Origin of the sequence: Candidatus Poriferisodalis sp. (assembly GCF_965198245.1) — a bacterium.
Lineage (GTDB): Bacteria > Actinomycetota > Acidimicrobiia > Acidimicrobiales > Poriferisodalaceae > Poriferisodalis.
This window is the reverse complement of sequence record NZ_OZ240249.1, coordinates 3,123,900-3,135,680: the sequence shown is the minus strand read 5'-3', so window position 1 is coordinate 3,135,680 and position 11,781 is coordinate 3,123,900. Positions and strand designations below refer to the sequence as shown.

Below are 11,781 nucleotides of genomic sequence, written 5' to 3'. Positions count from 1 at the left end.
GGTGAATCATTCCACTCAATTATGACAACTTCGTTATCCACCATATTGGGCTTCAAACGAATATGTCATAACAGTGCCCGTTCAACCTCTTCGGCTGCGGTTTCGTCCTGAAGATCCCTGTCGGCGGACGTAGTGCGTGCCTCGTTTGGTGCCCCGCCGCTCCAGCCGGCCCTCGGCGACGAGGCGGTTGAGTATCCGCACGGCCGTTGCCCGGTCGAGACCGGTTCGGGTTCGTACGCTCGTATTGGTGATGGGACCCTCGCGCGACAACGCGAGCACCTCGGCGACGAAGTCCCGGGGTCGCGTCCGGGCGCCTTCAGGACCACTGAACCGGGAGTGAAGGCTGTAGACGGTCCCCGAGTCGGTGCCGTGCTGTTCGAGCAAGCCTCGATCTCGCAGACGGTGGAGCGCCGCCCGGCTATCTCGGACGTCGATCCCGAGCAATGCTCGCGCACGGGCGTTGGTGAGCGTTCTTCCCCTGGCGGCGTGGAGCAGGAGCCTTGCATCCTGCGGGCTTGTGCGCTCATCCGTCGGTTCCCGCTCGCCGACAGAATGCGGCCGAGTCGATGCGTCATCCCCGCCTGCCAGCATCTGCGCAAGCTGCGCGCGTTCTGCGGGAGTCGCCTCTGAACCGAGGCGCAGAGTGACCGTCACCGATGCGTCATCTGCGGCGAAGCGGGGTGGCGACATCAGATTGAGAGCCATGTGTCGATACATGAGATCGACACCTCGGCCGGCATCCTCGGCGATGCCGAAGAAGCGGAGCGTGCGGATGACCAGGATGTTTCGCGGCACGGACCGCTCGGCGATATCGGTCAATGTGACCCCGCCGGGCAGCGCGCCAGGGGAGCGCACGACGACTCGATCCGGACGGATCTCGATGCGTACTGCCTCACCAGTCGCGGCATAGGAGCGATGTGCGACTGCGTTGGCGATGGCCTCTCGAAGAGCGGAGTGAGGCAGTCGATGGAGTTCGTGGCGGTCGACGCCCAACGTCGCCATATCGAAGCCGAGCTCGTCTAGGACGAACTCGGCGGCTCTGCGGACCTGTTCTTGGAGCGGACCTCGGAACTCGATCCGGCGGTCGTAGTCGAGGCCGTCGTCGCGGTACCGGAACACCTCCACGTAGGCCTTACCGAGCACCGTGCCGGGATCCGTGACGAGGTACAGGGCACCGGCGACGCTCAATCGCTCGTTGTGGCCGGTGCCGACCAAGAAGGCGCTGTCCCTCAGCCGTTGCATGAGCAGGTCCAGATCGCCTGCGATATTCCACCCCCAGGCGGTCGCGAGCTGCAGCGCGAGGTCATCGTCGATCTGGTCTGGCCCCGCCCCAGTCGCGGTCGCTTCCGGGGCGCGCACGAATCGGCGGGCTATGAAATCGGCGAGTTGGGTTCCCATGAGGGTGTGGTTGGATGCGCCACGTCGTTCCTTGACCTGGCCGTCGCTCGACTGGACGAACCCGTCCCGTTGGCGATCCAATCCGATGGCAGCGACATCTCGGCCTGCTGCTTTGAGCCGGTGGATCTGGTAGTCGCCAAGTCCGATGAGGCGAGCCAGTCGGTTGTGGATCTCGATCTCTTTGTCGCCACTGAGCGCGAGGCCCATGACCTGCCCCCTATCGGAGACACCGAGCAGGATCACCCCGCCGTCGGCGTTGGAGAACGCCACAGCTGTCTTGGCGATTCGATCGAGTGTCCCTAAGCCCTATGGGCGGCGTAGCTACACTGCACGACAATGTGTCCGCTGCCTGAACTCAGTGACGAGCAGCGTGCCGAGGCGCTGGCCAAGGCCAAGGAGGCCCGCGAGGTCCGCGCAAACGTCAAGCACCGGTTGAAGATGGGCTTGCTCACCTTCGACGAGTTGCTGGCCGAAGCCGACACTGTCGAGAACGTCGGCAAGCTCAAGGCACTCGCCGCCTTGGAGTCGATGCCGGGTCTCGGCAAGGTCAAGGCCCGTCGCCTGATGGCCGAGATAGGCATCGCCGACAATCGGCGACTGCGGGGTCTCGGCGATACGCAGCGGCGCCGTTTGAGCGAGCACTTCGCACAGGATTCCGCCTCAGGCGCGTGAATACAGTCGCATGACCAACCCGGCGCCCAGTGGCGCTGCGAGTCCGGCCGCGCCTTGGGGCGTGACGCTCTACGTGGCGTGCGGGCCCGGCGGCGCCGGCAAGGGCACGATCGTGGCCGAGCTGGTGGCGCGGGATCCGACCCTGTTGCTGAGCCGATCCTGGACGACCCGTCCTCGCCGTGTCGGGGAGCCAGCCGAGGCGTACACCTTCGTGACGGCAACCGAGTTCGAGGCCCGGATCGCTTCGGGAGGATTCCTGGAATGGGCCGACTTCTTCGAGTATCGCTACGGCACCCCGATGCCGCCGCCCGACCTCGAAAGGGATCTGGTGCTCGAGATCGACGTGCAGGGCGCTGTCTCGGTGCGCAATCGCGATCCGTCTGCGCTGGTGATCATGGTGCTTCCGCCGAGCCGCGCCGAGCAGGAACGGCGCATGCGCCGGCGAGGGGACCCGGACGCCGAGGTAGCACGCCGGCTCGCCAAGGCCGATGAGGAACTGCCCGTGGGCTACCGGATGGCTGACCTCATCGTGGTGAATCGGGACATCTCCAGCACCGTGGGCGAGATCGCCGCGTTCGTGGACCGCACACGCTCCCGCCGCCCGCCTGCAGCACAGTCCTGAACTGGCTCGCGTCGTTCGGCCAGATCGGCGCGGTATGAACGCAGAGCACAGTGACATGAACATGGAGCATGGCTGCTACAGTTCGCTGGCTGACGGCCGGTTGGGGACGCCTCGGCTGGCCTGAGGAACTCATCCGGTTGCGGCTGCACCGGAATTTGGAAGCCAGAAAGGACAACCGAGAGATGCTTGCTGCATACACCCGAGCGTTGAAGAACTATGCGAACTTCAGAGGCCGAGATCGGCGATCGGAGTTCTGGCTCTTTTTCTTGGCCCAGGTAATTGTCTTCATCATTGGGCTGCTGCTCTCGCGCCTTTATTCGGCCTTCGGCGTGATTGCCTTGCTGTACTTAGTCGCAACTGTGCTGCCGCTCCTCGCCGCGGAGGCGAGGCGACTGCATGACACAGATAAGTCAGCTTGGTGGATCCTGTCTAGGCTGATTCCGGTCGTGGGCTCTGTGTTGTTGCTTGTGTTTCTGGCGTTCCCAGGTACGCAGGGCGGCAACAGATTCGGCCCGCAGCGAGACTGATACCTGGAGCGGCGCTTCCAGAAGCCACATGAGATTGCGTCCGCCAAAGAGCGTCCGTGCCAACGGGCTGCCTCGCAGGGCAACGTGAGTCGATGGCATGAATCGGCCGGCACCCGATCAAGACGAACCAAGGCCTCTGCGGCATCGGCCGATGCCCGCCCCGCCGCCGCGGGTCATGAATCGGCCGGCACCCGATCAAGTCGGGCCGAATCCTCCGGGAGTTCAGCCGGTGCCTGCCCCGCCGCGCGACGGTGCTTCCGGCGAGTCCTCGCATCGCAACTCGAACGGCCTCGGGATCGCCGGATTCGTCGTCTCGATCGTGGCAGTTGTCCCACCCCTGTGGTTTGCGTTGCTTGCGCTGGGGTTCGCTGAGGACAACGACGATGTCTTCGTGGGGCTCACGGGCTTTCTCCTCTTTGTCTTTGTAATCCTGCCCATCGAACTCATCACAGCGACACCGGCAGTGATACTGTGCACGGCCAGCGTTCTGTCGGCAAAGCGAGACGGGCAGGCCTCGAGTCGACTCGGCGTCATCGGGTTGATCGTCTCGCTGTTTGCATGCGCGCTGACGGTCACGGAGTTCGTCATCATCTTCTATTGAACCACTTCGACCATGGGATCTCGTGGTGGATCTCGTGGTGAGGTTGCGTACGCGGGGTGCGGGCGGGCCGCCGACGGCGCTCCCTTGCGCATCAGGTGACGAACTCCCAGCGGTAGGCGACTGGCACCGGCCTCGATGGAGCGAGCCTTGCTCGCCGGTAGCCTGCATCCTGCGATGACTGAGTCAACCGACACCATGATCACGCCGGGACTCGAGGACCTTCTCTCCAAGGTCGACTCGAAGTTCACCCTCGTGAGCCTTGCGGCCATGCGGTCTCGGCAGATCAACTCGTACTACAACCAGCTCGACGGCGGCATCGGCTCGGTCGTGCCGCCGCAGGTGGCGTCGGTCGCTCGCAAGCCGCTGTCGATCGCGTTCGAGGAGATCGAGGCCGACAAGATCACCTTCGAGCGCTTCGATCCCGAAGAGCGGGCACGGCTGGAAGCCGAAGCGCTCGCTGCAGCCGAGGCCGACGCTGCCATGCTCGAGGTTGTTCCCGACCTCGAGGCCTAGCTGGCCTGACAGTCCCTCGAATCAGGCAGGCCCTGTCGGGAATTGGCAGCGGGGCGTAGCCTTTCGCAGCAGTGACCGACTCTGCCGATCAACCCGAGGCTGTCCCCGATTCGCCGTTCGACGGGCGTCGTGTCGTGCTCGGCGTCAGCGGCGGCATCGCCGCGTACAAGGCCGTAATCCTGTGTCGGCTGATGATGGATGCCGGTGCACACGTCATCCCGGTGATGACCGCCGCGGCACTGCGCTTCGTCGGCAGGGCCACGTTCGATGCCTTGGCCAGCGAGCGAGTGCAGACGTCCATCTTCGGAGAGGACGATCCGATCCCGCACACCACGCTGGGTCAGACAGCCGAGGTGGTGGTTGTGGCGCCCGCTACGGCGCGTGTCATCGGCAGCTACGCCGCCGGCATCTCCGACGGCTTGCTCACTGCAGCGCTGCTTGCCACGCGGGCACCGGTCGTGGTCTGTCCAGCCATGCACACCGAGATGTGGGAGCACGATGCCGTGCAGCACAACATCGAGGTGCTGACCGGCCGGGGAGTGCACATCGTGGTGCCCGAGGCGGGCCGTCTCGCCGGCGGGGACATCGGGACGGGCCGCCTTGCCGAGCCGGCCACGATCTTCGATGCCGTCGGGAAGGTGCTCGCCGGGCTTCCGGAACCGAGCCCTGCCTGCGAGCCTTCGCCGGCGCTGCGCGACTTTGCGGGCGTCAGCGTCACGGTCACTGCGGGCGGCACCCGCGATGCCATTGATCCGGTGCGTTTCATCGGATGAGGAGCTGCCGGTGGGCTATCGGATGGCCGATCTGATTGTGGTCAACCGGGATATCTCCAGCACCGTTGGCGAGATAGCGGCATTCGTGGACCGCACCCGTACGCATCGCCCCCAGTCGGGCTAGTCAGGAATCGTGCTGCGTCGTGCGACGCTAGAGTCGCACCTATATGCATGAGCGCAACGAATCCGGCCGAAAGACGATACGACAGTGGGCCACAGCACTCACGGCGTTAGTGGTCACAGCGGGCAGCCTGCTGGTACCCATTTCAACGGCTGGTGCGGCTGAACAACTGGCCGGGGTAGATGTGACGCGTTTCGGAGGCGCGGACCGGTACGCGACGTCGTTGATCGCAGCCGAGGCAGTGGCCGCTCATGCGGGCGGGTCGCTCGACTCAGTAGTCATGGTTTCAGGCCAGAGCTGGACCGCCGCGGTTGTGGCGGCGCCATTGGCCGGATTCCTGGAGACCGCAGTGCTGGCAACGCCGCCCGACGCGTTGCGCGCCGATGCCGAAGCGTTTTTGCAGCGCACGGGGGTGTCCCATGCGTTGATCATCGGTGCAGCCAGCGAATCTGACGGGGTAGGCGCCGAGGTGGAAACGGCGCTGAAGGAGTTGGGCATCACCGTGGAGCGGATCGTCGACGCGGGCCGATACGAGACCAGCGTCGCGGCTGCGCGGCGTCTCGGCAAGCCCGGCAATCTGGGCGATATGGGATCTACTGCGATTATCGCCAGCGGTGAGGTATTTGCCGATGCCCTCGTCGCGGGCACATTCGCGGCTCGCGGTTCTCACCCTGTGCTGCTCACCCCGCCAGCGATGCTTCACCCCGACGTGGCTGATTACCTCCGCAGTGTCAGCGTTCGCCATGTCGTGATCATGGGCGGCCGTGGAGCGCTGCACAAAGACGTCGAAGACGCTGTCACATCTCTCGGGATCGAAGTGACACGGCTTGAAGGGAAGAACCGGTACGAGACGGCGGTGAAGGCAGCGGGACTCGTCTTGGGCAGCTACGGCGACGACTGCTTCACTTCCCAACGCGCGGGCTTGGCCCGTGCCAGCATTCCGTTCGACTCGTTCAGCGCAGCGCCGCTGCTCGCCCTGTTGTGCGCCCCCTTGCTGCTGGCGGACAGGGACTTGGTGCCCTCCGAGACGGCCGGCTACCTGTCCGAGGCGCGTGCGTCGGCTGCATCCAGCGGCGTGGCTGCTGTGGAGCTGCGCGTCTTCGGGGGCGAAGCCGCAGTCTCACAGGCGTCGGTCAACGGCTACATCTCGGGCGGGGCTGTGTCGACTTCGGGTCCGCTGGAAACTGTCGACTACAGCCGGATCGACGGTCTCCTGTCGTCGGTAGGTGCGCTCGACGCCACCGAAGGGTGTCCCGACGCGGCAGTGCCCGCCGTGCTGAACGACCAAATCGAGATCGTCCGTATCGTGGACGGCTGCGTTGTGATCGAGTACGAACCGCTCAATGGGCGGACCTTGGCACAAGCGCGAGGCGATTTGGCGCAGGACGCCACGGTGGTTGCCGTCGACCTGCCGTTCACCGGCTACGGGGTCACCGGGCCCTATGACTACACCACCGGCGATCCCGATGCCGGCCGGCAGTGGTTCCTGCCGATGTTCGACGCGAAGGCGTTGTGGGACGGATGGCCAGCCGCTGCGGACGTGACCGTGGCGGTCATCGACAGCGGTGTCGACGCCAGCCACGCCGACCTCTCTGGCAGCGTCGTGACCACAGGCAACAGCTGTCACCGCCGCGATCTGGCATCGCACGGCACCCACGTCGCGGGCATCGTGGCGGCAGAGGCCGGCAACGGCATCGCCTTGGCGGGCATCGCGCCGCGTGCGAAGCTCCTCTCGGTCAAGCTGCCGCTGGGCAATGCGCCCTTCGACAGCGAATGCGCACGAGAGATCTGGACGGCATCACAAGCGATCCAAAGAGCTGTAGAGCAGGGCGCCGACGTCATCAATATGTCGTTCGGACGCCCTTGGGTAGCTAACAGGCCGTTTCCGACGACGCTGGACACCGTCATCCACTTGGCAGCGGCAAGCGATGTGGTGTTGGTCGCTGCGGCCGGCAACCGGGGCAATCGACTCGCCAATCGCAACGCCAGGGAGATTCCCGCCAGCCATGCCGACGTGATCGCGGTTGCGGCCACCACGCAGGGCGGCACGAGGGCCGCCTTCAGTACTTCTAATCGCTGGGTCGACATCGCCGCCCCGGGCAAGCAGATCTACTCGACGGTGCCGTGCAAGCCCCCCGAAGGATGCGCAGGCGACGACAACAACGGCACATCGATGGCGGCACCGATGATCAGCGGCATAGTGGCGCATCTCAAGGCCCGCTATCCCCAAGCCTCGGCGGTGCAGATCCGCCAAGCGCTGCTTTCCACGGCCTTGCAGCCCGGCAGCACGCAGCCTGGCGTGCGAACCGACGACTTCGGCTGGGGCATCGTTCAGCCGCATGCCGCGATCAGTGCGCTGGGCGCTGCGGTGGGTGCCGTCCCCGCGCCTCCTGCGGTCAGCAACAGCGCGCCACGATTCACGAGCCCGGTCTCAGCGACGGTGCGCGAGAACGCCACGCATGTCCTCAGCGTCACCGCGGTCGATGACGACCCCCAGGATGACGTCAGTACCTACGGGATCACGGCAGGCGCCGACCATGACGCATTCGAGATGGATGCTGTGGGCAATCTTGCATTCACCCGTGCCCCGGACTACGACTCGCCCGGCGACGCCGACGGCGACAACGTCTACGACGTCGTGTTGTCCGCGACGTCGGGGAGCATCGAGCGGTTGCTCACATCAACGCAGAACGTCCGCGTCACGGTCACCGACGACAAGGCCGAGGTGCCGCCAAGTCCGCTGAATCAGCGGTTTGCGTTTGAGGGTTCGTCGATTGTGTTGAGCTGGGACGCGGTCGCGGGTGCGACGTTCTATCGGGTGTATTACGACGATTTCTTTGGGTCGTCGTGTCGTGTTCGTGCGGGCGGCTCTACTTCGTTCTGCGAGCTGCTGGAGGGGAATGTGAGGGGCACGAGCTATACCCATGCGAGTCCTGATCCCGGCGACAACTATTACTGGGTGGCGGCGTGCAACAGCTCGGGCTGTTCGCAGATCGACGGCGAGCGTCCGGCGAGGTCGGCGGGCACGGTGCCTGCTGCTCCTGATGCGCGGTTTGCGTTTGAGGGTTCGTCGATTGTGTTGAGCTGGGACGCGGTCGCGGGTGCGACGTTCTATCGGGTGTATTACGACGATTTCTTTGGGTCGTCGTGTCGTGTTCGTGCGGGCGGCTCTACTTCGTTCTGCGAGCTGCTGGAGGGGAATGTGAGGGGCACGAGCTATACCCATGCGAGTCCTGATCCCGGCGACAACTATTACTGGGTGGCGGCGTGCAACAGCTCGGGCTGTTCGCAGATCGACGGCGAGCGTCCGGCGAGGTCGGCGGGCACGGTGCCTGCTGCTCCTGATGCGCGGTTTGCGTTTGAGGGTTCGTCGATTGTGTTGAGCTGGGACGCGGTCGCGGGTGCGACGTTCTATCGGGTGTATTACGACGATTTCTTTGGGTCGTCGTGTCGTGTTCGTGCGGGCGGCTCTACTTCGTTCTGCGAGCTGCTGGAGGGGAATGTGAGGGGCACGAGCTATACCCATGCGAGTCCTGATCCCGGCGAAAATTACTATTGGGTGGCGGCGTGCAACAGCTCGGGCTGTTCGCAGATCGACGGCGAGCGTCCGGCGAGGTCGGCGGGCACGGTGCCTGCTGCTCCTGATGCGCGGTTTGCGTTTGAGGGTTCGTCGATTGTGTTGAGCTGGGACGCGGTCGCGGGTGCGACGTTCTATCGGGTGTATTACGACGATTTCTTTGGGTCGTCGTGTCGTGTTCGTGCGGGCGGCTCTACTTCGTTCTGCGAGCTGCTGGAGGGGAATGTGAGGGGCACGAGCTATACCCATGCGAGTCCTGATCCCGGCGACAACTATTACTGGGTGGCGGCGTGCAACAGCTCGGGCTGTTCGCAGATCGACGGCGAGCGTCCGGCGAGGTCGGCGGGCACGGTGCCTGCTGCTCCTGATGCGCGGTTTGCGTTTGAGGGTTCGTCGATTGTGTTGAGCTGGGACGCGGTCGCGGGTGCGACGTTCTATCGGGTGTATTACGACGATTTCTTTGGGTCGTCGTGTCGTGTTCGTGCGGGCGGCTCTACTTCGTTCTGCGAGCTGCTGGAGGGGAATGTGAGGGGCACGAGCTATACCCATGCGAGTCCTGATCCCGGCGACAATTACTATTGGGTGGCGGCGTGCAACAGCTCGGGCTGTTCGCAGATCGACGGCGAGCGTCCGGCGAGGTCGGCGGGCACGGTGCCTGCTGCTCCTGATGCGCGGTTTGCGTTTGAGGGTTCGTCGATTGTGTTGAGCTGGGACGCGGTCGCGGGTGCGACGTTCTATCGGGTGTATTACGACGATTTCTTTGGGTCGTCGTGTCGTGTTCGTGCGGGCGGCTCTACTTCGTTCTGCGAGCTGCTGGAGGGGAATGTGAGGGGCACGAGCTATACCCATGCGAGTCCTGATCCCGGCGACAATTACTATTGGGTGGCGGCGTGCAACAGCTCGGGCTGTTCGCAGATCGACGGCGAGCGTCCGGCGAGGTCGGCGGGCACGGTGCCTGCTGCTCCTGATGCGCGGTTTGCGTTTGAGGGTTCGTCGATTGTGTTGAGCTGGGACGCGGTCGCGGGTGCGACGTTCTATCGGGTGTATTACGACGATTTCTTTGGGTCGTCGTGTCGTGTTCGTGCGGGCGGCTCTACTTCGTTCTGCGAGCTGCTGGAGGGGAATGTGAGGGGCACGAGCTATACCCATGCGAGTCCTGATCCCGGCGAAAATTACTATTGGGTGGCGGCGTGCAACAGCTCGGGCTGTTCGCAGATCGACAGCGACAATTCTGCGTTGCCTCGGAGTGCTGCCTCTGCTGCAGCTCCGTCCTAGAGCGCAGACGTCGATGCGGGCGACCAGCGCATGCGCTCGTACTACAACCAGCTCGACGGCGGCATCGGCTCGGTCGTGCCGCCGCAGGTGGCGTCGGTCGCTCGCAAGCCGCTGTCGATCGCGTTCGAGGAGATCGAGGCCGACAAGATCACCTTCGAGCGCTTCGATCCCGAAGAGCGGGCACGGCTGGAAGCCGAAGCGCTCGCTGCAGCCGAGGCCGACGCTGCCATGCTCGAGGTTGTTCCCGACCTCGAGGCCTAGCGCCACGTACCACAACCCAGCCCTGTCGGGGTTTGCTGTCGAGAATTGACAGCGGGGCGTACCCTTGCGCGGCAGTGACGGACTCTGCCGATCGCCTCAGTCCCGACTCTGCTCGGGCACAGTCGCCGTTCGCCGGGCGCCGCGTGGTGCTCGGAGTCAGCGGCGGCATCGCCGCGTACAAGGCCGTGATCCTCTGCAGGCTGATGATGGACGCCGGCGCTCACGTCATACCGGTGATGACGGCCGCAGCGCAGCGATTCGTGGGCCGGGCCACGTTCGATGCGCTCGCCAGCGAGCGTGCTCGCACGTCGATCTTCGGTGAAGACGATCCGATCCCGCATACGACGCTGGGCCAGACAGCGGACGTCATCGTCGTGGCGCCCGCCACGGCACGGGTCATCGGCAGCTACGCAGCCGGTATTTCCGACGGCTTGCTCACCGCCACGCTGCTCGCGACGCGTGCCCCAGTGGTCGTATGCCCCGCCATGCACACCGAGATGTGGGAACACGACGCCGTGCAGCACAACCTCGCTGTGCTCACCGGCCGGGGCGTGCACATTGTGGTGCCTGAAGCGGGCCGGCTCGCCGGCGGCGATGTCGGCACAGGCCGCCTCGCCGAGCCGGCCACGATCTTCGACGCCGTCGGCGCAGTGCTTGGGGCACAACCGGACTCAACCGAGGTGCGCCAGCCATTGGTGGCGCGCCGGGACTTCGCAGGCGTCAACGTGACGGTGACGGCGGGAGGCACCCGCGAACCCATCGATCCAGTTCGCTTCATCGGCAACCGTTCGTCAGGCAAGCAGGGCTACGCCATCGCCACCGCAGCGAGGGACCGAGGCGCCGACGTCACCTTGGTAACCAGTGCCGCGCTGCCCTGCCCTGAAGGCATCCGGGAGGTACGGGTCGAATCAGCAGCCGAGATGGAAGCTGCTGTGCGTGCACACGCTGACGCCGGGGTCATCCTCATGGCGGCTGCAGTGGCCGACTTCCGGCCCGCAGAAGTCGCCCCTCAGAAGATCAAGAAGGGCGACGCACGCGACAGCGGTGCGCCGCCGGTGATCGCACTCGAGCACACAGCGGACATCCTCGCCGGGCTCGGGGCCAGCAAGCCTCCGGGCCAGGTACTCGTCGGTTTCGCCGCCGAGACGGCGGATGTGCTCGACAACGCAGCACAGAAGCTGGCGCGCAAGAACCTCGACGTGATGGTCGCGAACGACGTCTCGGCCGCGGGCGCGGGCTTCGCACACGACACCAACATCGTGACCATCCTGCTGGCCGACGGCACCGTGCGACCGCTGCCTCTGTGCTCGAAGCGCGAGGTGGCCGACGCCGTGCTCGACGCTGTCGCCGAGCTTCGCCGCTGACCGTCTGCTGGGTTTCGGCTCAGGCCGTCTAGCCTTGCCGCGCTGCTGCAATCAGCAGCTGCGACGGGCCTACACGG

General features: G+C 65.1%; 10 protein-coding genes. 9 read left to right on the top strand and 1 reads right to left on the bottom strand.

Features of this window, described 5'->3' with window-relative positions; translation table 11 throughout:
• Positions 1 to 81: 81 nt before the first annotated feature.
• Positions 82 to 1,683 carry an ATP-binding protein gene (locus ACOCMM_RS14030; protein WP_419554887.1) on the bottom strand — a complete coding sequence of 534 codons (1,602 nt, stop codon included), beginning with the start codon at positions 1,681 to 1,683 and terminating at the stop codon, positions 82 to 84.
• 51 nt (positions 1,684 to 1,734) lie between these two features.
• Here ACOCMM_RS14030 and mihF point away from each other — a divergent pair, with 51 nt between their 5' ends.
• The 9 genes from mihF to coaBC all read left to right on the top strand — a co-directional run bounded on the left by mihF (position 1,735) and on the right by coaBC (position 11,704).
• Positions 1,735 to 2,070: an integration host factor, actinobacterial type gene (gene mihF / locus ACOCMM_RS14025; RefSeq protein ID WP_419553756.1), complete on the top strand. Its 336-nt coding sequence runs from the start codon at positions 1,735 to 1,737 to the stop codon at positions 2,068 to 2,070.
• Between the two features lie 10 nt (positions 2,071 to 2,080).
• Positions 2,081 to 2,692 carry a guanylate kinase gene (locus tag ACOCMM_RS14020; RefSeq protein ID WP_419553755.1) on the top strand — a complete coding sequence of 204 codons (612 nt, stop codon included), beginning with the start codon at positions 2,081 to 2,083 and terminating at the stop codon, positions 2,690 to 2,692.
• Positions 2,693 to 2,760: 68 nt separating this feature from the next.
• Positions 2,761 to 3,219, top strand: coding sequence for a DUF805 domain-containing protein (locus ACOCMM_RS14015; RefSeq protein ID WP_419553754.1), 459 nt, complete (start codon positions 2,761 to 2,763; stop codon positions 3,217 to 3,219).
• A 229-nt stretch (positions 3,220 to 3,448) separates the two neighbouring features.
• The gene (locus tag ACOCMM_RS14010; RefSeq protein ID WP_419553753.1) at positions 3,449 to 3,820 is read left to right on the top strand and encodes a hypothetical protein; all 372 of its coding nucleotides are present in this window, start codon (positions 3,449 to 3,451) and stop codon (positions 3,818 to 3,820) included.
• A 174-nt stretch (positions 3,821 to 3,994) separates the two neighbouring features.
• Positions 3,995 to 4,333 carry a DNA-directed RNA polymerase subunit omega gene (gene rpoZ / locus ACOCMM_RS14005; protein ID WP_419553752.1) on the top strand — a complete coding sequence of 113 codons (339 nt, stop codon included), beginning with the start codon at positions 3,995 to 3,997 and terminating at the stop codon, positions 4,331 to 4,333.
• A 71-nt stretch (positions 4,334 to 4,404) separates the two neighbouring features.
• A complete protein-coding gene (locus ACOCMM_RS14000) occupies positions 4,405 to 5,106 on the top strand; it encodes a flavoprotein (protein WP_419553751.1) in 702 nt (233 codons plus the stop codon).
• A gap of 167 nt (positions 5,107 to 5,273) precedes the next feature.
• Positions 5,274 to 10,079 carry a S8 family serine peptidase gene (locus tag ACOCMM_RS13995; protein WP_419553750.1) on the top strand — a complete coding sequence of 1,602 codons (4,806 nt, stop codon included), beginning with the start codon at positions 5,274 to 5,276 and terminating at the stop codon, positions 10,077 to 10,079.
• A gap of 30 nt (positions 10,080 to 10,109) precedes the next feature.
• Positions 10,110 to 10,340 (top strand): DNA-directed RNA polymerase subunit omega, encoded by a 231-nt coding sequence (locus ACOCMM_RS13990; protein WP_419553749.1) that lies wholly within the window; start codon positions 10,110 to 10,112, stop codon positions 10,338 to 10,340.
• A gap of 74 nt (positions 10,341 to 10,414) precedes the next feature.
• Positions 10,415 to 11,704 carry a bifunctional phosphopantothenoylcysteine decarboxylase/phosphopantothenate--cysteine ligase CoaBC gene (gene coaBC / locus ACOCMM_RS13985; protein WP_419553748.1) on the top strand — a complete coding sequence of 430 codons (1,290 nt, stop codon included), beginning with the start codon at positions 10,415 to 10,417 and terminating at the stop codon, positions 11,702 to 11,704.
• Positions 11,705 to 11,781: the final 77 nt, after the last annotated feature.